The sequence below is a fragment of the Streptomyces changchenzhani genome (genome assembly GCF_039766235.1).
Classification (GTDB): domain Bacteria; phylum Actinomycetota; class Actinomycetes; order Streptomycetales; family Streptomycetaceae; genus Streptomyces.
Genome location: NZ_JBDHNH010000024.1, coordinates 23,771 through 45,000, shown reverse-complemented (window position 1 = coordinate 45,000; position 21,230 = coordinate 23,771). Strand labels below are relative to the sequence as shown.

The 21,230-nt window shown below is 70.2% G+C and carries 23 protein-coding genes; 9 read left to right on the top strand and 14 right to left on the bottom strand.

Going from position 1 to position 21,230, the window contains the following annotated elements; all coding sequences use genetic code 11:
• Positions 1–172: 172 nt before the first annotated feature.
• Entirely contained in the window at positions 173–811 is a 639-nt protein-coding gene (locus ABCR94_RS38425) for a DNA-3-methyladenine glycosylase (RefSeq protein ID WP_347126079.1), read from the bottom strand.
• Between the two features lie 137 nt (positions 812–948).
• On the opposite strand from ABCR94_RS38425, the gene ABCR94_RS38420 reads away from it, so the two are divergent.
• The 3 genes from ABCR94_RS38420 to ABCR94_RS38410 all read left to right on the top strand — a co-directional run bounded on the left by ABCR94_RS38420 (position 949) and on the right by ABCR94_RS38410 (position 2,965).
• Complete coding sequence (locus tag ABCR94_RS38420; protein ID WP_347126078.1) at positions 949–1,731, top strand: sporulation protein; 783 nt, start codon at positions 949–951, stop codon at positions 1,729–1,731.
• Between the two features lie 52 nt (positions 1,732–1,783).
• Positions 1,784–2,320, top strand: coding sequence for a YbhB/YbcL family Raf kinase inhibitor-like protein (locus tag ABCR94_RS38415; protein WP_347126077.1), 537 nt, complete (start codon positions 1,784–1,786; stop codon positions 2,318–2,320).
• Positions 2,321–2,461: 141 nt separating this feature from the next.
• The gene (locus tag ABCR94_RS38410) at positions 2,462–2,965 is read left to right on the top strand and encodes an HNH endonuclease (protein ID WP_347126076.1); all 504 of its coding nucleotides are present in this window, start codon (positions 2,462–2,464) and stop codon (positions 2,963–2,965) included.
• 63 nt (positions 2,966–3,028) lie between these two features.
• On the opposite strand, the gene ABCR94_RS38405 is transcribed toward ABCR94_RS38410, so the two are convergent.
• The 4 genes from ABCR94_RS38405 to ABCR94_RS38390 form a co-directional block, all read right to left on the bottom strand.
• Positions 3,029–3,796, bottom strand: coding sequence for a sulfite exporter TauE/SafE family protein (locus tag ABCR94_RS38405; protein WP_347126075.1), 768 nt, complete (start codon positions 3,794–3,796; stop codon positions 3,029–3,031).
• A 69-nt stretch (positions 3,797–3,865) separates the two neighbouring features.
• Positions 3,866–4,804 carry an SPFH domain-containing protein gene (locus tag ABCR94_RS38400; protein ID WP_347126074.1) on the bottom strand — a complete coding sequence of 313 codons (939 nt, stop codon included), beginning with the start codon at positions 4,802–4,804 and terminating at the stop codon, positions 3,866–3,868.
• Positions 4,805–4,906: 102 nt separating this feature from the next.
• Positions 4,907–5,338 carry an NfeD family protein gene (locus ABCR94_RS38395; protein ID WP_347126073.1) on the bottom strand — a complete coding sequence of 144 codons (432 nt, stop codon included), beginning with the start codon at positions 5,336–5,338 and terminating at the stop codon, positions 4,907–4,909.
• Between the two features lie 50 nt (positions 5,339–5,388).
• Positions 5,389–6,186 (bottom strand): ABC transporter ATP-binding protein, encoded by a 798-nt coding sequence (locus ABCR94_RS38390; RefSeq protein WP_347126072.1) that lies wholly within the window; start codon positions 6,184–6,186, stop codon positions 5,389–5,391.
• Positions 6,187–6,319: 133 nt separating this feature from the next.
• Here ABCR94_RS38390 and ABCR94_RS38385 point away from each other — a divergent pair, with 133 nt between their 5' ends.
• Entirely contained in the window at positions 6,320–7,111 is a 792-nt protein-coding gene (locus ABCR94_RS38385) for an Rv1486c family protein (protein ID WP_347126071.1), read from the top strand.
• Between the two features lie 85 nt (positions 7,112–7,196).
• Here the strand turns inward: ABCR94_RS38385 and ABCR94_RS38380 are convergent, their stop codons facing one another.
• From ABCR94_RS38380 to ABCR94_RS38365, 4 genes are all read right to left on the bottom strand, one after another.
• Positions 7,197–7,436, bottom strand: a complete 240-nt coding sequence (locus ABCR94_RS38380; protein ID WP_347126070.1) for a chaplin — start codon at positions 7,434–7,436, stop codon at positions 7,197–7,199.
• 118 nt (positions 7,437–7,554) lie between these two features.
• The gene (locus ABCR94_RS38375) at positions 7,555–7,800 is read right to left on the bottom strand and encodes a chaplin (protein ID WP_347126069.1); all 246 of its coding nucleotides are present in this window, start codon (positions 7,798–7,800) and stop codon (positions 7,555–7,557) included.
• Positions 7,801–7,937: 137 nt separating this feature from the next.
• A complete protein-coding gene (locus tag ABCR94_RS38370) occupies positions 7,938–8,582 on the bottom strand; it encodes a response regulator (protein ID WP_347126068.1) in 645 nt (214 codons plus the stop codon).
• Entirely contained in the window at positions 8,575–9,720 is a 1,146-nt protein-coding gene (locus ABCR94_RS38365; RefSeq protein WP_347126067.1) for a GAF domain-containing sensor histidine kinase, read from the bottom strand. The genes ABCR94_RS38370 and ABCR94_RS38365 overlap by 8 nt, the downstream gene beginning before the upstream one ends.
• Positions 9,721–9,903: 183 nt before the next feature.
• On the opposite strand from ABCR94_RS38365, the gene ABCR94_RS38360 reads away from it, so the two are divergent.
• From ABCR94_RS38360 to ABCR94_RS38350, 3 genes are all read left to right on the top strand, one after another.
• Positions 9,904–10,599 carry an SDR family NAD(P)-dependent oxidoreductase gene (locus tag ABCR94_RS38360; protein WP_347126066.1) on the top strand — a complete coding sequence of 232 codons (696 nt, stop codon included), beginning with the start codon at positions 9,904–9,906 and terminating at the stop codon, positions 10,597–10,599.
• On the top strand, positions 10,596–11,729 hold the full coding sequence (locus ABCR94_RS38355; RefSeq protein WP_347126065.1) for an S-adenosylmethionine:tRNA ribosyltransferase-isomerase: 1,134 nt from the start codon (positions 10,596–10,598) through the stop codon (positions 11,727–11,729). Before ABCR94_RS38360 ends, ABCR94_RS38355 begins: the two co-directional genes overlap by 4 nt.
• A 236-nt stretch (positions 11,730–11,965) precedes the next feature.
• Positions 11,966–12,697 carry a transglycosylase SLT domain-containing protein gene (locus tag ABCR94_RS38350; protein WP_347126064.1) on the top strand — a complete coding sequence of 244 codons (732 nt, stop codon included), beginning with the start codon at positions 11,966–11,968 and terminating at the stop codon, positions 12,695–12,697.
• A gap of 124 nt (positions 12,698–12,821) precedes the next feature.
• On the opposite strand, the gene ABCR94_RS38345 is transcribed toward ABCR94_RS38350, so the two are convergent.
• A complete protein-coding gene (locus tag ABCR94_RS38345) occupies positions 12,822–15,401 on the bottom strand; it encodes an ABC transporter ATP-binding protein/permease (protein WP_347126063.1) in 2,580 nt (859 codons plus the stop codon).
• A gap of 256 nt (positions 15,402–15,657) precedes the next feature.
• Here ABCR94_RS38345 and ABCR94_RS38340 point away from each other — a divergent pair, with 256 nt between their 5' ends.
• Together ABCR94_RS38340 and serB are read left to right on the top strand one after the other, a co-directional pair.
• Complete coding sequence (locus tag ABCR94_RS38340; protein WP_347126062.1) at positions 15,658–17,289, top strand: streptophobe family protein; 1,632 nt, start codon at positions 15,658–15,660, stop codon at positions 17,287–17,289.
• A 131-nt stretch (positions 17,290–17,420) separates the two neighbouring features.
• Positions 17,421–18,635, top strand: coding sequence for a phosphoserine phosphatase SerB (gene serB, locus ABCR94_RS38335; protein WP_347126061.1), 1,215 nt, complete (start codon positions 17,421–17,423; stop codon positions 18,633–18,635).
• A 64-nt stretch (positions 18,636–18,699) separates the two neighbouring features.
• On the opposite strand, the gene ABCR94_RS38330 is transcribed toward serB, so the two are convergent.
• From ABCR94_RS38330 to ABCR94_RS38315, 4 genes are all read right to left on the bottom strand, one after another.
• A complete protein-coding gene (locus ABCR94_RS38330; protein WP_347126060.1) occupies positions 18,700–19,218 on the bottom strand; it encodes a SixA phosphatase family protein in 519 nt (172 codons plus the stop codon).
• A 121-nt stretch (positions 19,219–19,339) separates the two neighbouring features.
• The gene (locus ABCR94_RS38325) at positions 19,340–19,549 is read right to left on the bottom strand and encodes a hypothetical protein (protein WP_347126059.1); all 210 of its coding nucleotides are present in this window, start codon (positions 19,547–19,549) and stop codon (positions 19,340–19,342) included.
• 146 nt (positions 19,550–19,695) lie between these two features.
• Complete coding sequence (locus tag ABCR94_RS38320; RefSeq protein ID WP_347126058.1) at positions 19,696–19,812, bottom strand: SGM_5486 family transporter-associated protein; 117 nt, start codon at positions 19,810–19,812, stop codon at positions 19,696–19,698.
• A gap of 63 nt (positions 19,813–19,875) precedes the next feature.
• A complete protein-coding gene (locus tag ABCR94_RS38315; protein ID WP_347126057.1) occupies positions 19,876–21,156 on the bottom strand; it encodes a CynX/NimT family MFS transporter in 1,281 nt (426 codons plus the stop codon).
• Positions 21,157–21,230: the final 74 nt, after the last annotated feature.

Genomic DNA, 21,230 nt, shown 5'->3' with positions numbered 1-21,230 from the left:
TAATCGAGCCGCCGGGCCTGAATTCGGGCGCGCCGAAATTCGAACCCGTAAGGGAGAGTCGTAGGTAGTGGTTGGCCGCTTCGGGGTGCTTCGGGTTGGCCCGAGGGGCTGTGCCGACAGCAGTGCCCGTGTCAAGCGGCTCGGGCTACGTTAAGCGGCTGCCGGAATCGAGTCAAGTTGCCCGACGGCGTCGGGTGTGGGCCCTGAAGGGGCTCACGGTGAGCTCCCCGGTGATCCAGAAACGCCAGGGCTGGTGGGCGCCGTCACCGCCCACTCCGGTGCGGGGGCCGTTCTGTACCTGGTCAGGCGTCGCCGGGCTGCCGTGCAGTACAGAGAGGACGGAGTCCGGGCCGCACAGGTCCGTACCGTCGAGGCTGCGGTCGATATCGAGACCGGTGGCGAGGCGGGCCGGGCCTTTGGCCAGTTCTTTGTCCTTTTGGGCCGAAAGTCGCCGTTTACGGACGAGATCATGGCCACGCGTCACTTCGCCGGCCCGCAGCAGGACTCCGCTCGCGGTGTCCGATGGGCCGCAGACCAGGTTGAGGCTGAACCACATGCCGTAGATGAAGTAGACGTACGCGTGACCGGGCGGGCCGAACATGGATGCGTTGCGCCGGGTCTTCCCGCGATACGCGTGGGAGCCCGGGTCGCGCGGTCCGTCGTACGCCTCGACCTCTGTGAGACGGAGCTCGATCGGTCCGTCGTCGGAGTCGCGCACCAGGGTGCGGCCCAGCAGGTCGGGGGCGACCTCAAGTACGGGGCGGTCGAAGAACCCGCGGTCTAGCCGCGTACGGTCTGGATCCGTGATCATGCCCTCCGAGCGTAGTGGAACTCGTACGCCCGGGTAGGTGGCCGCGAGACATCCGCTTTGCCAGGGTGAGGGCGCGGAACCGGGTGTGCTCGTTTCGCGTTTGTACGGGTCAGTACCAAAAAAATCTGGGGAGAGACATGGGCTTCAAGAAGCTGCTCGCGAGTTTGGGTGCCGGTGGCGCGTCGGTGGAGACAGAGCTCACCGAGGCGAACGTCGTGCCCGGTGGTGTTGTGCAGGGCGAGGTGCGGATCCAGGGTGGATCGGTCGATCAGCAGATCGACGCCCTCTCGGTCGGGCTTCAGGCACGCGTCGAGGTCGAGGGCAACGACCAGGAGGTCAAGCAGGACATCGAATTCACCAAGCAGCGGCTCGGTGGCGCCTTCGAGGTGAAGGCCGGGGCGGTGCATGTGGTGCCGTTCGGTCTTGAGATTCCCTGGGAGACGCCCATCACGAGCATCTCCGGCCAGCAGCTGCGCGGGATGAACATCGGGGTGACGACCGAGCTGGAGATCGCGCGGGCCGTGGACTCCGGTGACCTGGACCCGATCAATGTGCACCCGCTGCCGGCGCAGCAGGCGCTTCTGGACGCCTTCGTACAGCTGGGCTTCCGTTTCAAGAGCGCGGACATGGAGCGCGGACACATCCGCGGGACGCGTCAGCGGCTGCCGTTCTACCAGGAGATCGAGTTCCTGCCGCCGCAGCAGTATCGCGGGCTGAACCAGGTCGAGCTGACCTTCGTCGCGGACGACCGCGAGATGGACGTCATCCTGGAGATGGACAAGAAGCCGGGTCTGTTCAGCGAGAGCAGCGACTCCTACCGGGCCTTCAAGGTCGGGCTGAACGACTTCCAGGGCACCGACTGGAGCGCGTACCTCAATGAGTGGCTCGCTCAGGTCGGCGGTCGGCGCAACTGGCTCTAGGCCCCTAGGCTCGGAGATTGTCAGGCAGAACAGCCGAATCGGAGGTTCAGACGTGTCCGAGGCCAAGAAGGCGCCGCTTCCCCATGACTTCCATCCGCCGGTGCCCTCGTTCATCGTGGTGAGCGAGGACGTCGCGCAGGGGACGGTGCTCAAGGACGCACAGGTCCATGCGGCCGGTAATACGTCGCCGCACTTGCGGTGGGAGGGATTCCCGGCCGGGACCAAGAGCTTCGCCGTGACGTGCTTCGATCCGGACGCGCCGACCGGCAGCGGGTTCTGGCACTGGACTGTCTTCGACATTCCGGCGTCGGTCACAGAGCTGCCGGCCGGGGCCGGCAGCGGGAAGTTCGAGGGGCTTCCCGACGGCGCCCTGCAGGCTCGTAACGACTACGGGTCGAAGGACTTCGGCGGGGCCGCGCCGCCGGCCGGTGAGAATCACCGTTATGTCTTCACCGTGTACGCGGTGGACAGCGAGAAGCTCGGGCCGGACGCGGACACCCCGCCCGCCGCGGTCGGGTTCAATCTGCGTTTCCACACCCTCGGGCGTGCCCAGCTGGTCGCACAGTATGAGGCGCCCGCGCAGAGTTGACCGTTCATCCCCTGTTTGCCCGTCCCTGGTCTTGGAAGAGATCAGGGACGGGCATTTTTTATTACGTTGTCCATCTCGACGCGCCCGTCCAGAGTTGATCCAAGCCCGCCGGGGGTGGGCCGACGCAGGGAGGTGGGCGAGATGCGGGACACGCTGGTACTGAACGCGAGCTTCGAGCCGCTGTCGACAGTGACACTGAACCGTGCGGTGGTGCTTGTGCTGCAGGACAAGGCCGTCGTCGAGCAGGCCCATCCCGGACTGCTGATGCGAGCGGCCGCCGTGGAACTTCCGGTGCCGCAGGTGATCAGGCTCTGCCGGTATGTGCGGGTGCCTTTCCGAAGACATGCACCGTGGTCGAGACGGGGTGTGCTGATACGGGACCAGCATCGGTGCGCGTACTGCGGGCGGCGGGCGACGACCGTCGACCATGTCGTGCCGCGGTCGCAGGGTGGTGAGGACAGCTGGCTGAACACGGTGGCGTCCTGCGCGCAGGACAATCACCGCAAAGCGGCGCGTACGCCGGAGGAGGCTTCGATGCCGCTGCTGAGGCGGCCGTTCGTGCCGTCGCCCGCGGACGCGATGCTGCTGGCGCTGGGTGCGGGCGAGCGGTCGGTGCTGCCGGGGTGGCTGGCCCAGCCCGCTTAGCGGGTGGTGGTGCGGAGACCCGCCTTCGGGGACGAGGGCGGGCTTCTGTGTGTCCGGGGTGTGTCAGCGCAGCAGGAGTTGGGCGATCGCGACGGTGCCTACGGCGACGATCAGGGCGCGCAGCGCCGCCGGGGGAAGGCGACGGCCGACCTTGGCGCCGAGTTGGCCGCCGATGGCGGAGCCGACCGCGATGAGGGCCACGGCCGTCCAGTCGAATTCCGCGGCGAAGAGGAAGAACGTCGCGGCGACGGTGTTGACGATGGCGGCGAGGACGTTCTTCGTGGCGTTGATGCGCTGCATGGTGTCGGTGAGCAGCATGCCCATCAGGGCGACGTAGATGATGCCCTGCGCCGCGGTGAAGTAGCCGCCGTAGACGCTGGCGAGCAGTAGTCCGGTGAACAGGAGCGGGCCGCCGTCCGGGTCGGCGTGCGAGCCGTTGCGCTCACGGCGACGCTGGACGGCCTTGGTGATGCGGGGCTGGAGGATCACCAGGACCAGGGCGAGCCCGACCAGTATCGGGACGATCGTCTCGAAGGCGGTCGGGGGCAGCGCGAGGAGCAGTGCGGCTCCGGCGATACCGCCGATGACCGAGGCGACGGCCAGGCGCAGGATGCGGCGGCGCTGGCCGGTGAGTTCCTTGCGGTAGCCGATGGCGCCGCTGATCGAGCCGGGGATCAGGCCGAGGGCGTTGGAGACGGTCGCGGTGACGGGGGGCAGGCCGGTGGCGAGCAGCACCGGGAAGGTGATGAGCGTGCCGGACCCGACGACGGTGTTGATGGAGCCCGCGCCGATGCCCGCGGCGAAGACGGCGAGCATCTCCCAGATCGTCACGCGGCGCCCCTAATCGGTGATCGGTGTTTGCTGCACCGATCACCGATCATGCCCGACGGCGTACGTGTGTCAGTCGATGGGGGGCTGCTCGCGGCGCTCCTGGCGCTCCTGGCCGGTATTGAAGCCGGAGGCGCCACTGCCCAGGTTCCCGAAGGCGCCGCTGAGTCCCTTGAGCGCGTCGCCGATCTCGCTCGGGACGATCCAGAGCTTGTTGGCGTCGCCCTCGGCGAGCTTGGGGAGCATCTGGAGGTACTGGTACGAGAGGAGCTTCTGGTCGGGGTCGCCCGCGTGGATGGACTCGAAGACCGTACGGATGGCCTGGGCCTCGCCCTCGGCGCGCAACGCGGAGGCCTTGGCATCACCTTCGGCGCGCAGGATCACGGACTGCTTCTCGCCCTCGGCGGTCAGGATCGCGGACTGGCGGATGCCTTCGGCGGTGAGGATCGCGGCGCGCTTGTCACGGTCGGCGCGCATCTGCTTTTCCATCGAGTCCTGGATGGAGGTGGGCGGCTCGATCGCCTTGAGCTCGACGCGGTTGACGCGGATGCCCCACTTGCCGGTGGCCTCGTCGAGCACTCCGCGCAGTGCGGCGTTGATCTCCTCGCGGGAGGTGAGGGTCCGCTCCAGGTCCATGCCACCGATGATGTTGCGCAGGGTGGTGACGGTGAGCTGCTCGATCGCCTGGATGTAGCTGGCCACTTCGTAGGTCGCGGCGCGGGCGTCGGTCACCTGGTAGTAGATGACGGTGTCGATGTTCACGACCAGGTTGTCCTGGGTGATGACGGGCTGGGGCGGGAAGGGCACCACCTGTTCACGCAGGTCGATCCGGTTGCGGATCGAGTCGATGAACGGCACGACGATGTTCAGGCCTGCGTTGAGGGTGCGCGTGTAGCGGCCGAAGCGCTCCACGATGGCGGCGCTCGCCTGCGGGATGACCTGGATCGTCTTGATCAAGGCGATGAAGACCAGCACCACCAGGATGATCAGGACGATGATGACGGATGACATCGCGTTCCCCGTGCCCTTCGTGTTGTGCTGCCCAAGAGTGCGGCCCGGATGATCTGATGATCGATCTTCCCAGACCGGGGCCTGGTACGTGAGTTGTTCGGCTCACATGACGACGGCCGTTGCTCCGTCGATCTCGATGACGTCGACCTGCTCGCCCGGTTCGAAGCTCTGGCCGTTGTCCAGTGCTCGTGCCGACCAGATCTCTCCGGCGAGCTTGATTCTGCCCCCGCCACCGCCGTCCACGCGTTCCAGGACTACGGCTTGACGGCCCTTCAAGGCCTCGATTCCCGTGGCCAGTTGGGGACGCTCGGTGCGGTGGCGGGCCGCGATGGGCCGTACCACCGCGAGGAGCGCCACCGATACGGCGACGAAGACCAGCACTTGGGCGACCATGCCGCCGCCGACGCCCGCTGTTACGGCGCCGGCGGCGGCACCGACGGACAGCATTCCGAACTCCGGCATCGTGGTCAGTACGAGCGGAATTCCCAGCCCTACCGCGCCGATCAGCCACCACACCCATGCTTCGATGTCCACATGGTCATGGTAGGTGCGCGAGGGTCTTTGCCGACAGTACGTAGAGCGGGTCAGCTGAGCGGCAGGCCCGTGGCCGTCCAGCGGTCGGACCTGCGCTCGACGACGAGCGGGAGGCCGAAGCACAACGAGAGGTTGCGGGAGGTCAGTTCGGTCTCCATGGGGCCCGCCACGAGAATCTTGCCCTGACGGATCATCAGGACGTGGGTGAAGCCCGGGGCGATCTCCTCGACATGGTGCGTCACCATGATCATGGAGGGGGCGTACGGGTCGCGGGCGAGGCGCCCCAGCCGGCGTACGAGGTCTTCGCGGCCGCCGAGGTCGAGCCCGGCGGCGGGCTCGTCGAGGAGCAGCAGTTCGGGGTCGGTCATCATCGCGCGGGCGATCATCGTGCGCTTGCGCTCGCCCTCGGAGAGCGTGCCGAACTTCCGGTCCAGGTAGTCCGTCATACCGAGGCGGTCGAGGAAGGCGCGGGCGCGCAGCTCGTCGACCTCGTCGTAGTTCTCGTGCCAGGTGGCGGTCATGCCGTACGCGGCGGTGAGCACGGTCTGCAGAACGGTCTGCCGCTTGGGCAGCTTCTCGGCCATCGCGATGCCGGCCATGCCGATGCGGGGGCGGAGGTCGAAGACGTCGGCGCCCGGGGAGCCGAGCTGCTCGCCGAGGATCCGGGTGGTGCCGGAGGACGGGTAGAGGTAGCTGGAGGCAAGGTTGAGCAGGGTGGTCTTTCCGGCGCCGTTGGGGCCGAGGATCACCCAGCGCTCGCCCTCCTTGACCGACCAGGAGACGTCGTCCACCAGAGCGCGTCCGTCCCGGACCACGGATACGTCCACCAGCTCCAGTACATCGCTCATGAGCGCGTTGTCTCCCCATGCAGTCTCGAAAATGTCGGGTGTGCCTGTAGGCACAGCTCCCAGGGAAAACCTACGCCACCCGCCGGGCGGTCCAGCCCTTAGGTCCCTCCGGCCGATTCCTTAGGCTGGGCGCATGCTCTCGGAACCACGCTCAGGACGACTGGCCGCATGGGGAAACGCCTTGCTGGCCGGACTTGTTTCGTTGGACGACGCCGCGCTCGGCATCGTCGGGGAGGACACGGTGCACCGGGTCGAGGGTGTGCCCGGTGAGGCGCGGCCCGTGGGGCTCACCCTCGCGCTGGGGAGACTCCGGGCGCTGGGCGTGAGCGGGTTCCGGGTGGCACTGCCCGCGCCGGGGCATCCACTGGGGCTCAGCGGGCCGCCGGAGTTCAACGCGCGGGCGCTGGACGCCCAGGAGGCGGTGGTCGCGGTCGGGGCTCCGTACGGGCTTGTGCCGGAGGTGGACGAGGTGGGTCCCGCCGGTGATGTGAGGGTCGAGGTGGTGTGGCACTGCTTGCCGGTTCGGGAGGCGCCGCCGGCCGATGTGCCCTCGCTCGGGGAGGCGGAGCGGGAGCTCGCGGAGGGGCTGCGGGACGCGACCGCGGCACTCGCCCGGCTTGATGTGGCGGGGTCGGGGCCGGTGGCGGAGGCCGCGATGGACGCGTACCGGGCGCGGGCGGGGCGGACGGGGGTCGGCCGGGATGTGCTGGCTCCCGGGTATCCGCCGCGGGCGGCGCGGGTGCTTGAGCTGGCCCAGCGGGTCGGGCTGTTGATCGCGCTGGCGTACGAGCACGGGCCCGGCGGGGCGGTGAGCGCATCGCAGATCGCGGCGCGGGGGGAGGCGCTGCGCCCGGTGGAGCGGGTGGCGCGGCGGGCGCAGGTCGCGGCGTACAACGCGTGGGTGGAGGAGCAGGAGCGCGGGTAGGCCGCCGCGGGCGCCGGTCCGCGCGACGGGGAAAGGCCCCGCGGACCGGGGTCCGCGGGGCCTTCGGGAGCAGCTGTGGGGCTGCTCAGACGTTCTGGGAGGCGTTGCCGAAGGCCGGGTTCAGCACGCCGATGACGTTGACGCTGTTGCCCGTGGCGTTGACCGGCACGTGGACCGGGACCTCCGCCAGGTTGCCGGAGATGACGCCCGGGGACTTCGTGGCCGCGCCCTGCGCGTGGGCGTCGGCCGACGCGACGCCCGCGGACGCGCCCGCAGCGAGACCGGCGATGGCGAGGATCAGGGCGGACTTCTTGGCGCTGTTCATGAAACAAATCCTTTTGCTGTTACAGGGTCGGGCGGCGGGGGTGGGGAAGAAGGCAAAACCGGACCGGCCCCCGAGCGGGCCTGGGGGCCGGTGGTCACTGCTCGACCGTGGGGGTCGGTCAGCGGTTGATGCCGAAGTTCCCGAAGGCCGGGTTGAGGGCACCGATGACGTTCACGGTGTTGCCGACCGCGTTCACCGGCACGTGGATCGGCGCCTGGACCAGGTTGCCGGAGGCAACGCCGGGCGAGTGAACGGCCTTGCCGTGGGCGTCCGCACCGGAGGTGGCGGAGGCGGCGCCGGCACCGGCGGCGACAATGCCACCGGCGACCATGGCGATGGCAGCGGCCTTCTGCAGGTTCTTCACGTGAGGGTCCTCCTAGCAATCGCTGCGACCAGCCGCCGCAGCACGCCATGGAGAACGGCCGAGGGCCGATCAGGTTGCGCCGTACGGGTGACATACACCCGACGGTATGAATCTTGAATCCGGGTGGGATCGTCCGATTAGCCAGTAACCCCATGTCGGACGGCCCACAGCGCCGCCTGGGTCCGGTCGGACACATCCAGTTTCATCAGAACGTTCGATACATGCGTCTTGACGGTTTTCTCGGAGAGGACCAGCGCGCGGGCGATCTCCCGGTTGGACCGTCCGTCGGCGATCAGTGTCAGCACTTCGCGCTCCCGCTCGGTGAGGGTGCTCCCCCGGCCCGTCCCGCCATGTGAGTCCTCCTGGGCCAGCAGGGCGCCCGCGACCTCCGGCTGGAGCAGGACATGGCCCGCGTGCACGGAGCGGATGGCGCCGGCCAGCGCGTCCGGGTCCACGTCCTTGTAGACGTATCCCGACGCACCGGCGCGCAGGGCGGGGACGACGGTCCGCTGCTCGGTGAAGCTGGTGACGATCAGCACCTTGGCGGGATTGGCGAGCTCGCGGAGCTTGCGCAGCGCCTCGATGCCGTCGGTGCCGGGCATTTTGATGTCCATGAGGACGACGTCGGGGCGCAGCTCCTCGGCGCGGGCGACTCCTTCGTCGCCGTCGCCGGCCTCGCCCACCACCTCGATGTCGTCCTGGATCTCCAGGAACGTACGCAGGCCGCGGCGGACGACCTGGTGGTCGTCGACCAGCAGGACGCGGATCGTCTTCTCAGCCACCGGGGACCTCCATCTCGATCGTGGTGCCCTTGCCGGGCGCCGATTCCACGGTGAGCCGCCCGCCGACGCCGTTCGCACGGTCGCGCATCGAGACCAGGCCCAGGTGGCGGCCGGCCCGTCGGACGGTGCTGGTGTCGAAGCCCGAGCCGTCGTCGGTGATCCTCAGCCGGGCGCCCTGGCCGCTCTTGGCGCATACGACGGCGACCTGGTCGGCGCCGGAGTGGCGCAGCGCGTTGTGCAGGGCTTCCTGGGCGACCCGCAGGAGTGCTTCCTCCTGGGCGGCGGGCAGCGCCCGCACTCCGTGGCTCTCGAAGGTGACCCGGGCGCTGTGTGCGCGGTCGAGTACCTGGATCTCGGTGCGCAGGGTGGCGATGAGGCCGTCCTCGTCGAGGGCGGCGGGGCGCAGCTCGACGACGGCGGCGCGCAGTTCGTCGGCGGCCTCGGCGGCGAGCGCGGCCACCTGCTGGAGCTCGCCCTTGGCGCGGGCCGGGTCGCGGTCGACGAGGGCGGCGGCGGCCTGGGCGGTCAGCCGCAGGGAGAAGAGCTTCTGGCTGACGGCGTCGTGGAGTTCGTGGGCCAGCCTGGAGCGTTCCTCCACGATGGTCAGCTCGCGGCTGCGCTCGTACAGGCGGGCATTGGTGAGGGCTAGCGCCGCGTGCTGGGCGAGCATCCCGAGGAGTTCCTCGTCCTCCTCGGTGAAGCCACAGCCGCCCTCGGGCTTGGGGCAGCGCTTGTTGGCGAGGAAGAGCGCGCCGATGACCTCGTCGCCGTCCCGGATCGGCAGGCCGAGGAAGTCGGACATCTCGGGGTGCGCGGCGGGCCAGCCCTCGAAGCGGGGGTCCTCGCGTACGTCCGCGAGGCGCTCGGGTTCGGCGCCGTGCAGCATCGCGGCGAGGATGCCGTGCTGGCGGGGCAGCGGGCCGATGGCCTTCCACTGTTCCTCGCTGATCCCGTCCACCACGAACTGGGCGAAGCCGCCGTGGTCGTCGGGGACGCCCAGAGCGGCGTACTCCGCATCGAGCAGTTCGCGGGCGGAGGCCACGATCGTCTTGAGTACGTCGCGTACTTCCAGGTGCCTGCTCATGGCGAGCAGTGCGGTGCTCACGGCGGTGAGGCCGGAGCTCGGGGACGGGGTCATGGGCTCACGGTACCGGCGGGATACGCGCACCGTATCGGGCCTGCGGCGGCCTCTGCCTGGTCCGCTGGGCGTAGGCCGAAGTGCCCTGCTGGAAGAGGCCCGCGGCTGAGGCGCCGGGCGCGGGCGCGTTCCTACGTTGGGGCTACGAGCGACACGAGCGGTGCGACGAAGGGGACGGTTGTCATGCCGGTAGCGATCATCACGGGAGCTTCGAAGGGTCTTGGCCGCGCGCTGGGGGTGGCGCTCGCGGAGCGCGGCTGGGATCTGGTGCTGGACGCGCGGACCGGGTCGGTTCTGCGGGATGCGGCGGCGGAGGCCGGCCGCTACGGCACGCGGGTGGTGGCCGTGGCCGGGGATGTCACGGACGCCGCGCACCGGGCGGAGCTGGTGGAGGCGGCGAAGGGGCTCGGGGGCCTGGATCTGCTGGTGAACAACGCGAGTGCGCTGGGCGCCGAGCCGCTCGTACGGCTGGAGGCACTGGATCTGGACGGGCTGCGGGCGGCGCTGGAGACCAATGTGGTGGCGGTGCTCGGGCTCGTGCACGGGACGCTCGGGCTGCTGCGGGAGGCCGGGGGCGCGGTGCTTTCGGTGAGTTCGGACGCGGCGGTGGAGGCGTACGGGACCTGGGGCGGCTACGGGGCGTCGAAGGCGGCGCTCGACCAGCTGTCGGCGGTACTGGCGGTGGAGGAGCCGGAGCTGCGGGTGTGGGCGGTCGACCCGGGCGACATGCGTACGGATCTGTACGCGGCGGCCGTGCCGCAGGACGGTGATGTCCGGCCCGAGCCGGAGACGGTGGTGCCCGCGCTGCTTCGGCTGCTCGACGAGCGGCCCGCGAGCGGGCGGTACACCGCGTCCGCGCTGTCGGCGGTGGCCCGATGAGGGAGGCGACCGCCCCGCGGACGGACTGCGGACCGGGCACCCGGGGCTTCGGCGACCTGTTGGGTCCTGTGCCGCCGGAGCTGTCGGCGCGGGTGCCCGCGGAGGAGCGGGGGTCGGGCCGCGACGACGTACGGCTGCTGGTCTCGCGCGGGACCGAGGTCGCGCATCACGCCTTCCGGGAGCTGCCCGGGCGGCTGAGAGCCGGTGACGTACTGGTCGTCAATACGTCACCGACGCTTCCGGCGGCGGTGGACGGGATCCTCGGGGACGCGGCCGTGGTGGTGCACTTCTCGACGCGCGGGGACGACGGGCGGTGGGCCGTGGAGCTGCGCGGTCCCGACCGGGGCGGGGCGACGCGGCCGCGGGCCGGCGGGCCCGCCGGTGCGGTGGTGCGGCCGGCCGGGGGCGCGCGGCTCGTACTGGAGGAGCCGCTCGGCGGGGCCGGGGACCGGCTGTGGTGGGCCCGGGTGTCCGGCGTCGATGTGCCGGGACTGCTGCACCGCCACGGCAGGCCCATCCGGTACGGGTACACGGAGCGGGACCAGCCGCTGTCCGCGTACCAGACGGTCTTCGCGCTGCCCTCCCCCGACGGCGGCGGCTCGGCGGAGATGCCGAGTGCCGGGCGGCCCTTCACCGCGGCGCTGGTCGCCGAGCTGGTGAGCCGGGGGGTGCAGTTCGCGCCGCTGACCCTTCATACGGGGGTCGCCTCGGCCGAGGCGCACGAGCCGCCGTATCCGGAGCGCTTCGATGTGCCCGGGTCCACGGCGTGGCTGGTCAATGCCGCGAGGGTGGCCGGCGGCCGGATTCTCGCGGTCGGTACGACGGCGGTGCGGGCGCTGGAGTCGGCGGCCGGGCCCGACGCGGTGGTGCGCGCGGCGTCCGGGTGGACCGATCTGGTGGTCACTCCGGAGCGCGGGGTGCGCGTGGTGGACGGGCTGCTGACCGGGCTGCACGAGCCGGAGGCGTCGCATCTGCTGATGCTGGAGGCGATCGCGGGGCGGGCGGCGCTGCGCCGCGGGTATGCCGAGGCGCTGCACCATCTCTACCTCTGGCACGAGTTCGGCGACATCCACCTCATCCTTCCGGAGGAGAACGCTCACAGTGCGCGTCGCTTTAGCAACGGTTGGTGAGTTTGTTACCTGCCCGATGTGAGCCCGCACATAGGACGCACGTCACTTACGAAGAGCCCTAGTGGATGCATAAGGGGCACGTGAGCGGGGTAGGGCCCGACATTTGACGCCTCTGTTAGGTGTGCGACCAACTACCCAGGGTCGTACTTCACAGCTTTGCCACAGAATTTTGCGGACGCTAACAATGGCTGCCGTCGCGGACACCGCGGCTTCCGCTATTCGAAGAGGTACGTTGCATGTCCGCGTCCAGCACCCCCGGCCTTAGTCGCCTGAAGAAGACTCACAAGGCCTCCATCGCCGGCGTCGCCGCTCTCGGCGCCGCTGCCCTCGCGTTCTCGCTCGTCCCCGGCGAAGCGACTGCCGAGGCCGAGCCCCAGACCGTCTCCGCCGCCCCCGTGGCCTGGTCGAGCACCGTCGACAGTGCGCAGGCCAAGACCGTGCACCTGAGCGTCACGCGGCAGCACGCAGGCGCCGACAAGCAGGCCAAGCACCTCGCGGCCGAGGCCAAGGCGGCCGACGTGAAGGCCAAGGCCGACGCCAGGGCCAAGGCGAAGGCCGCCGCCCGGGCGAAGGTCAAGGCCGAGGCGAAGGAGCGCGCGGACGACAAGGCCGCCGCGAGCCGCGCCGCCGCCCGCAAGCCCGTCTACGCCAACAACCTGGACGGCTGGATCCGCCAGTCCCTGGACATCATGAAGTCCAAGGGGATCCCCGGTTCGTACGACGGACTGCACCGCAACATCATGCGGGAGTCCACCGGCAACCCGAACGCCAGCAACGGCTGGGACATCAACGCCCAGAACGGCACCCCGTCGATCGGCCTGCTCCAGGTCATCCAGCCGACGTTCGACGCCTTCCACGTCGCGGGCACGTCGACGAACATCGCCGACCCGGTCGCCAACATCACCGCCGCGGCCAACTACGCCGCGGACAAGTACGGCTCCATCGACAACGTGAACGGCGCGTACTGAGCCGCGGGATCCCCGCAGGCTCGTCCGTACGCCGACGCACAAGGGCGGCACCTCCGAGAGGTGCCGCCCTTGTGCGTCGTAGGTGCGTCGCATGTGCGTCTATGTGCGTGGTACCGGCGCGCTGTTACTTGCGCATGACCTCGGGCTCGTGGCGGCGCAGCAGGCGCACCACGACAAAGCCGCAGAGTGCGCCGATGCCGAGGAGCACTCCCATGTCGAGCATCCACTGGCTCGCCGAGTGGTCCCACAGGGCGTCGAGGTTCTTGACGTCCCACGGCATCGCGACATTGAGCTCGGCCGTCGTGCCCAGGGCGGCCACCGCCCAGCGCGATGGCATCAGCCAGGCGACCTGCTCGATACCCGGGCTGTCGTGCAGCTGAAAGAGGACACCGGTGAAGACGACCTGAACGATCGCGAACATGACCAGCAGCGGCATGGTCTTCTCGGCGGTCTTCACCAGAGCCGAGATGATCAGGCCGAACATCATCGAGGTGAACCCTAGGGCGCTGATGACCATGGTCATCTCGATGACCGGGTATTTCTCGAAGATGACACCCTCGGCCGGCAGCTTCGCGCGGGCGCCGAAGCCGATCGCCGCGATGATCATGCCCTGGAGGGCGGTGATCAGGCCGAGGACGATGACCTTGGACATGAGATACGCGGAACGGGACAGGCCGGTGGCGCGCTCCCGCTCGTAGATCACCCGTTCCTTGATCAGCTCGCGGACGGAGTTGGCGGCGCCGGAGAAGCACGCGCCGACCGCGAGGATCAGCAGGATCGTACCGACGTCCTTGTTGACCAGCCTGTTCTTCTCCGGGCCGAGACCGAGGCCGCTGTCGGCCGGGATGACGACGCTGACGATGCCCAGCACCGCCGGGAGGATCAGCATCAGGCCGATGAAGCCCTTGTCGGAGACGATCACCGACACATAGCGGCGGACCAGGGTCAACAGCTGCGAGCCCCAGCTCTGCGGCTTGGGCGGGCGCATCTGCTGGGCGGACGGCATGTGCACGGACTGCGCGGCGACGGCGTCGATGTCGGCGGCGTACATCTGGTAGTGCTGCGAACCGCGCCAGCGACCCGCCCAGTCGTAGTCGCGGTAGTTCTCGAAGGCCGAGAAGACGTCGGCCCAGGTGCTGTAGCCGAAGAAGTTGAGCGCTTCCTCCGGCGGACCGAAGTAGGCGACGGATCCGCCGGGAGCCATCACCAGCAGCTTGTCGCAGATCGCGAGCTCGGCCACGGAGTGCGTGACGACCAGCACGGTGCGGCCGTCGTCGGCGAGACCGCGCAGCAGCTGCATGACGTCGCGGTCCATGCCCGGGTCGAGGCCGGACGTCGGCTCGTCGAGGAAGATCAGCGACGGCTTGGTCAGCAGCTCCAGGGCGACCGAGACGCGCTTGCGCTGGCCACCGGAGAGGGAGCTGACCTTCTTCTCCTTGTGGATGTCCAGCTTGAGCTCGCCCAGTACCTCGTCGATACGGGTCTGCCGCTCGGCCTCCGAGGTGTCGGCCGGGAAGCGGAGCTTGGCCGCGTACTTCAGGGCCTTCTTGACCGACAGTTCCTTGTGCAGGATGTCGTCCTGCGGAACCAGACCGATGCGCTGGCGCAGCTCGGCGAACTGCTTGTACAGGTTCCGGTTGTCGTAGAGAACATCGCCCTTGTTGGCGGGCCGGTAGCCGGTGAGCGCCTTGAGCAGCGTCGACTTGCCGGATCCAGAGGGCCCGATGACCGCGATGAGCGACTTCTCCGGCACGCCGAAGGAGACGTCCTTGAGGATGTCCTTGCCTCCGTCGACCGTCACCGTGAGGTGGCGGGCGGAGAAGGAGACCTCGCCGGTGTCGACGAACTCTTCGAGCCGGTCCCCGACGAGTCGGTACGTCGAGTGACCGACGCCCACGATGTCGTTGGGGCCGAGCAGCGCGGTGCCCGACTTGGGGATCGGCTGACCGTTGACGTACGTGCCGTTGTGGCTGCCGAGGTCGTGGATCTCGAACCGGCCGTCGGGCGTCGCCACGAACTCGGCGTGCAGCCGGGAGACCTGGAGGTCGGAGACGACCAGCTCGTTCTCCAGCGCACGGCCGATCCGCATGACCCGGCCGAGCGCCACCTGGTGGAACGTCGTCGGGCTGCGGTCGCCGTAGACCGGTGGGGCCCCCGCGGCACCGCCGGACGGGCCGCCCTGCTGATGCGGCACCTGCGCCTGCTGGGGCTGCTGCTGCCAGGCCTGCTGGGCCTGCGGCGGCTGCTGGGCCTGCGGCGGCTGCTGTTGCGGCGGCTGGTACTGCGGCTGCTGATACTGCTGCGCCTGCGCCGCCCAGCCGGGGCCGCTCTGCTGCGACTGCTGGGGTGCCTGCTGCTGAGGTGCCTGCTGATTGCCCGCCGCCTGCGCGCTGGGCACACCGGCGTCCGCGCCCGCGCCGGTCAGGCTCAAGCGCGGACCGTCGGTGGCATTGCCCAGGTGCACGGCGGAGCCAGGGCCGATCTCCATCTGGTGGATCCGCTGGCCCTGCACATACGTGCCGTTGGTGCTGCCGTGGTCCTCAATGACCCAGCTGCGACCGCCCCAGCTGATGGTCGCGTGCCGCCACGAGACCCTGGCGTCGTCGATCGCCAGATCACCCTGCGGATCGCGCCCGAGGGTGTACGACCGGGACGGATCGAGCGTCCAGGTCCTGCCATTCAATTCCAGTACGAGTTCCGGCACTCCGCGCCCCACTAGTTGTCCCCCGAGTTACCCCCATCGCAGGGAGTCTAGGGATGCTGAACATCGTGGGGAACTATTTCAGGCCCAGTCCCGAATACGAAAGCCGGGCCCAGTGACGACCTCGTACCAACCCTGTATCAGCTGCCCGTTGACGTGGGAGAAATGGCCTCGGAGAGTAGTAAGCGCCCATGAGTGCGTACGGATCATGCGCGAACAGAACAAGTAGGAACATTTCCGTACGGATCGGGGGGTCCTTATGGCTGCGAGCGACAGCGGGCGTGTGCGGTGGGGGGATGTGCTGCTGGCCGCCATCGCCTCGGTGAGCTGGGCGTTGGCCGGGATGGCGGGCGTGGCCGCTCTCGGGCTGCATCTGCTGGGCGCGGATGCCACCGCGTCGCTCGGGCCGATGACGGCGGCCATGGTGGTGCTCGGGGCGGGCGGTTCGGTCAGTCCGTCCGGCAATGTCGAGGCTTTCGGCCTTGATGGCGCCGAGGCGCGGACCGCCGTCGACATCGCGCCACTGGGCGTGGGCCTGGCCGGCGCGCTCCTCCTCGCCGTCTTCTTCCTGCGGTCGCTGCGGGGTGCGGGGGCGTTCATTCCGGGGGGCGAACTGGTCGCGCGAGCGGGCGCGGTGGCCGTCCTGTTCGTCGCCACCATGGGTGGGCTCGCCTGGGCAGGTCACGACGTCATCACAGTTGACGGCGATCAGCTCGGTCTTGAGAAGATCCCGGGCAACGACCTGCCCGACGACATCAACGACAAACTGCCCGAAGGGCTCGGGGATCTCGGCGGTCTGCTGCCCGACCGGCTCACCGATCTCGCGGAAGCGAAGGCCTCGGTGGGGTTCACCGTCAACACCGCCGAGTCCCTGGTGGGCGGGGCCTGCTGGGTGCTCGGGGTGCTGGTGATCGCGCTGCTCGCGTCCCGTCGTACGCCGCTGCCGCGCCGCCTGGACGCGCTGCACCGGGGCGTGCGGCCCGCTGCCTCCGCCCTGGTCACGGTGTTGGTGCTCGCGGTCCTGGCGGGGCTCGCCGCGGCGACGTACGCGGCGGTCGGCGACAACAACCCGAAGCGGATCGCGGGGGCGGCGCTGCTCGGGGCGCCGAACGGGGTGTGGCTCGGGATTCCCGTGGGGCTGCTGGTGCCGTGGGACGGCGAGGCCACGGGCGAGCTGGCGAAGCTGCTGCCCGATCCGGTGGACGAGCTGTTCCGGGTCTCCGACGACCGGGAGCTGACGCTGGGGCGGCTCGCCGAGCTCGATCAGCGGGTCTGGCTGCTGGGGGTCGCCGCCGCGGTGATGATGCTGCTCGCCGGGGTGCTGGCGGCGGCCCGTACGCCCAAGGGCGGCCGGTCGGCGTTCGGCTTCGCCGGGCGCTGCGCGGTGCGGCTCGGCGTCATGACGGCGTTGGCGCTGCCGCTGCTGGTGTGGCTGACAGGCGTCTCCGCCGACGCGTCGCTGTCGGTGCTCGGGTTCGACGCGTTCGGCGCCGGCATCGAGCTGCACGGCAGTGCGCCCATGGCGGCGCTGCTCGGGGCGGCGTGGGGTACGGCGGCGGGTGGCGTCGGGGCGTTGCTGGCGTACGTGTCGGGGGCGGCGGGGCGGCGGGCTTCGCCGTTCTCGCTCGGGACGCGGCGGGACGACCGTACGTACCCGGACCTGGCGTACGTACCCGGGCCGTACACGCCGTCGCCCGGATACCGGCCTGCCGACGCGGACACCAATCCGTATCTGCGGCCGCCGCAGGGCGTGCACGGGGCGCCGACCATGGTGGGGCCTGCGCCGCCGATGCCGCCGCCCCAGCCCCGCCCCCGTCCCCACCCGCAGGGGCCGCCGACGCCGCCGGAGGAGGGTCCGCCGCCGCCGGGGAGGCCGCGGCAGCCGAGGTGACACCGGGGCGGCCTCTGGAGACCCCCGGAGGCCGTGGAGGCCGATCTGCGGCCCGCGCCGCCCGCCCTACCCGTCCGACCCGCGGGACAGGAGGTCGGAGGCGGGAGGGGGCCCGATACGGTGGGGGCACCATGACCGCATCACAGCCCAGTCAGGCCTCTGACGCCCCCACGCTCCTCGTGAAGATCTTCGGGAAGGACCGCCCCGGGATCACCGCGGGGCTCTTCGACACCCTCGCCGCCTACGCCGTCGACGTGGTCGACATCGAGCAGGTCGTCACTCGTGGCCGCATCGTCCTGTGCGCCCTCGTCACCGAGCCGACCGTGAGCACCGCCGGTGATCTCCGCGCCACCGTGCACAGCTGGGCCGAGTCGCTCAGACTCCAGGCCGAGATCATCTCGGGTACCGGCGACAACCGGCCGCGCGGCAGCGGCCGTTCGCACGTCACCGTGCTCGGGCACCCCCTCACCTCCGAGTCCACCGCCGCCATCGCGGCCCGTATCACCGCGACCGGCGGCAACATCGACCGGATCTTCCGGCTCGCCAAGTACCCCGTCACCGCGGTGGAGTTCGCCGTGTCGGGCACCGAGACCGAGCCGCTGCGCACCGCGCTCTCCCTGGAGGCCGCCGAGCAGGGGATCGACGTGGCCGTGGTCTCGGCCGGGCTGCACCGCCGCGCCCAACGGCTCGTCGTGATGGACGTGGACTCGACGCTCATCCAGGACGAGGTCATCGAGCTCTTCGCCGCGCACGCGGGCTGCGAGGCCGAGGTCGCCGAGGTGACCGATCGGGCCATGCGCGGGGAGCTGGACTTCGAGCAGTCGTTGCACGCGCGCGTGGCGCTGCTCGCGGGCCTCGACTCGGCGGTCGTGGACAAGGTCCGCACCGAGGTGCGGCTCACGCCCGGCGCCCGCACCCTGATCCGTACGCTCAAACGGCTCGGCTACCAAGTGGGCATCGTATCGGGCGGGTTCACCCAGGTCACGGACGACCTCAAGGAGAAGCTGGGTCTCGACTTCGCCTCGGCCAACACCCTGGAGATCGTGGACGGGAAGCTCACAGGACGGGTGGTCGGCGAGATCGTGGACCGCGCGGGCAAGGCGCGGCTGCTGCGTCGCTTCGCCGCCGAGGCGGGCGTACCGCTGTCCCAGACGGTCGCGATCGGCGACGGTGCGAACGACCTCGACATGCTGAACGCCGCCGGCCTGGGCGTCGCCTTCAATGCGAAGCCCCTGGTCCGCAAGGCTGCCCACACCACCGTGAACGTGCCGTTCCTGGACACCGTCCTGTATCTGCTGGGCATCACCCGTGAAGAGGTCGAGGCGGCCGACGGCCTCGTGGAGTAGTCGGCGAACGGCGAAGCGCCGGTGCGGTCACATCCGCACCGGAGCTTCGTGCGGGACAGTGGGATCAGTCGTGCGGGGCCCAGTAGTCGACGAGGTTGGCGACGCCGTGCTCCAGGGACTTCCACGGGCCGGTGAAACCAATGACCGCGAACGACGAGGTCGGGAAGCCGCTACGGGCCATGCGGGCCGGTGCGTCACCCTCGCCCGTCCCCGTGAGCGCCTCCGCGACCGCGTGCACTCCGGGGTTGTGCCCGATGAGAAGAAGGTCGTTCACGTCGTCCGGGGTCTCGTTCAGAACCGCGATGAGCTCACCGGGGGAGGCCTCGTACAACCGCTCCTCGTACACGGTCCTGGGCCGGTGCGGCAGTGCCTGCACCACCAGCTTCCACGTCTCGCGGGTCCTGGCCGCGGTCGAGCACAGTGCCAGGTCGAAGGGGATACCGGTCTCCGCCAGCCGGGCGCCGGCGGTGGGGGCGTCCATGCGGCCGCGGTCGGCGAGCGGCCGATCGTGGTCGGACACCTGTGGCCAGTCGGCCTTCGCATGCCTGAGTAGGACGATCCTGCGGGGTGTATCGACGCTCATGCATCCCAGCTTCGCATGGATCGTGCCACGGGGCGCAGGGTGTTGGCCTGCTCCCCCACCACGGGTGAACGCGCCGCGGGCCGGGAGGCGGTGGCCGGGCCGGCCGGTTGATGTCCGCCGGTCACCCCTGGCGGGACAGGCTCTGCTGGATACGTTCCATCAGGTGCGTGACCGCCGGATCGCCGCCCGCGGCCTGGGCCTCGCCGGGACCGGCGATGAGCACGAGCAGCACGGCGAAGGCGATCGCGGGGAGGGCGATGGCCCACCACGGCAACCGCACGTCGACGCCGGAGGCCGGGGGGTTGCTCCGGGTGTGTGCACGGGCCGCCATGGCCGCCTCCGTAAGGTTCGGTTGGTGTACTTCGAACCTACGGACCGGGGGCGCCCTGCCCCATCCGGTGACCCACCCACTTCACCCTGACCCTGGCCCCCTAAGGGATGGTGGGGAAAGCCCTACCCTGCCCGCGCACCACGGGGTCAGGGGGACGCGATGGACGCGATGATCGCAATGATCAGCGTGATGCCGAGCATCGCGCCGAGCACGATGAGCAGCTTGCGCTGGCCGTTCTGGGGATTGGGGTCGAGTACTGGCATACGTTCAGTCTCGCACCCTTTGTACGCCCCGATCCGGCCGGGTCCGGGCGTACGCCGACAGGATCAGCGCAGCTCTTCCTCGATGGTGCGGTTGCGTCCGGCCAGGATGCCGACCACGATCTGCGGCACCATCAGCCCCGCCATCAGGCCGATCGGCAGGCCCCAGCCGCCGCTGTGCTGGTAGAGCACGCCGACGAGCAGCGGACCGGGGATGGAGATCAGATACCCGGTGCTCTGCGCGAAGGCGGACAGGCGGACGACTCCGGCGCCGCTCCTGGTGCGCATGCCGATCATGGTGAGGGCCAGCGGGAAGGCGCAGTTGGAGACGCCGAGCAGGACGGCCCACGCCCAGGCGCCCGAAGCGGGGGCGAGGAAGAGGCCCGCGTAACCGATGAGTCCGCACAGGCCGAGTACGACGACGATCGGGCCCTGGGTGCGCATGCGGGAGGCGACGCGCGGGATGACGAAAGCGAGCGGGATGCCCATCGCCATGGTCACGGCGAGCAGCACACCGGCCGTGCCCGCCGAGACCCCGGCGTCGCGGAAGATCTGCGGCATCCAGCCCATGGTGATGTACGCGGCGGTGGCCTGGAGGCCGAAGAAGCAGGCCAGCGCCCACGCGGTGGGGCTGCGGGTGATCCTGAGGCCGGTCGTCTCCTGCCCCTGTGTCGCGCTCCGTGCCGCGGCGGCCCCGGTGCTGCGGTGGCGGGCGAGGACGAGCCAGGGCACTACGGCGACGGCGGCGAGGCCGCCCCAGACCGCGAGGCCGGTCTGCCAACTGCCGCCCAGCGCCTGGGTCATGGGAACCGTGGCGGCCGCGGCGAGCGCGGTGCCGAGGGCCAGGGCCATCGAGTAGAGCCCGGTCATCGAGCCGACGCGGTCGGGGAACCAGCGCTTGACGATGACCGGCATCAGGATGTTGCTGACGGCGATGCCCATCAGGGCCAGCGCACTGGCCGCGAGGAACCCGACGGTGCCGCCCGCGAAGGGGCGCAGCACCAGGCCCGCGGCGATCGCCACCATGCCGGCGCAGATGATCGCGCCGGGGCCGAAGCGACGGGCGAGCCGGGGGGCGGTGAGGCCGAAGATCGCGAAGCAGAGCGGCGGTACGGAGGTCAGCAGGCCGGCCAGGCTGCCGCTCATACCGAGGCCAGTGCGGACCTCCTCCAGGAGCGGGCCGAGGCTGGTGATGGCCGGGCGGAGGTTGAGAGCGGCGAGGACGAGCCCGACGACCACGAGCCGGGTGATCCACACCGGCCGCCGCGGTGTGGCGGCGGGGGGCTCTGCGGGGGTGGCCGGCGCCGTGCGGGCGGGGCTCAGGGTCCGGGTCTCGTCTTCGGGCATGGAGCCATCATAGAATCATGGGATGATTGGTTGTCCAATCGCTTCCCCCGACCCAGGATGATTCCCGAGACGAT

Coding starts and splice junctions, on each gene's coding strand:
- ABCR94_RS38425 (WP_347126079.1), bottom strand. CDS start 811: ATGATCACGGATCCAGACCGTACGCGGCTAGACCGCGGGTTCTTCGAC.
- ABCR94_RS38420 (WP_347126078.1), top strand. CDS start 949: ATGGGCTTCAAGAAGCTGCTCGCGAGTTTGGGTGCCGGTGGCGCGTCG.
- ABCR94_RS38410 (WP_347126076.1), top strand. CDS start 2,462: ATGCGGGACACGCTGGTACTGAACGCGAGCTTCGAGCCGCTGTCGACA.
- ABCR94_RS38400 (WP_347126074.1), bottom strand. CDS start 4,804: ATGTCATCCGTCATCATCGTCCTGATCATCCTGGTGGTGCTGGTCTTC.
- ABCR94_RS38390 (WP_347126072.1), bottom strand. CDS start 6,186: ATGAGCGATGTACTGGAGCTGGTGGACGTATCCGTGGTCCGGGACGGA.
- ABCR94_RS38385 (WP_347126071.1), top strand. CDS start 6,320: ATGCTCTCGGAACCACGCTCAGGACGACTGGCCGCATGGGGAAACGCC.
- ABCR94_RS38380 (WP_347126070.1), bottom strand. CDS start 7,436: ATGAACAGCGCCAAGAAGTCCGCCCTGATCCTCGCCATCGCCGGTCTC.
- ABCR94_RS38365 (WP_347126067.1), bottom strand. CDS start 9,720: ATGACCCCGTCCCCGAGCTCCGGCCTCACCGCCGTGAGCACCGCACTG.
- ABCR94_RS38360 (WP_347126066.1), top strand. CDS start 9,904: ATGCCGGTAGCGATCATCACGGGAGCTTCGAAGGGTCTTGGCCGCGCG.
- ABCR94_RS38355 (WP_347126065.1), top strand. CDS start 10,596: ATGAGGGAGGCGACCGCCCCGCGGACGGACTGCGGACCGGGCACCCGG.
- ABCR94_RS38350 (WP_347126064.1), top strand. CDS start 11,966: ATGTCCGCGTCCAGCACCCCCGGCCTTAGTCGCCTGAAGAAGACTCAC.
- ABCR94_RS38340 (WP_347126062.1), top strand. CDS start 15,658: ATGGCTGCGAGCGACAGCGGGCGTGTGCGGTGGGGGGATGTGCTGCTG.
- serB (WP_347126061.1), top strand. CDS start 17,421: ATGACCGCATCACAGCCCAGTCAGGCCTCTGACGCCCCCACGCTCCTC.
- ABCR94_RS38330 (WP_347126060.1), bottom strand. CDS start 19,218: ATGAGCGTCGATACACCCCGCAGGATCGTCCTACTCAGGCATGCGAAG.
- ABCR94_RS38325 (WP_347126059.1), bottom strand. CDS start 19,549: ATGGCGGCCCGTGCACACACCCGGAGCAACCCCCCGGCCTCCGGCGTC.
- ABCR94_RS38320 (WP_347126058.1), bottom strand. CDS start 19,812: ATGCCAGTACTCGACCCCAATCCCCAGAACGGCCAGCGCAAGCTGCTC.
- ABCR94_RS38315 (WP_347126057.1), bottom strand. CDS start 21,156: ATGCCCGAAGACGAGACCCGGACCCTGAGCCCCGCCCGCACGGCGCCG.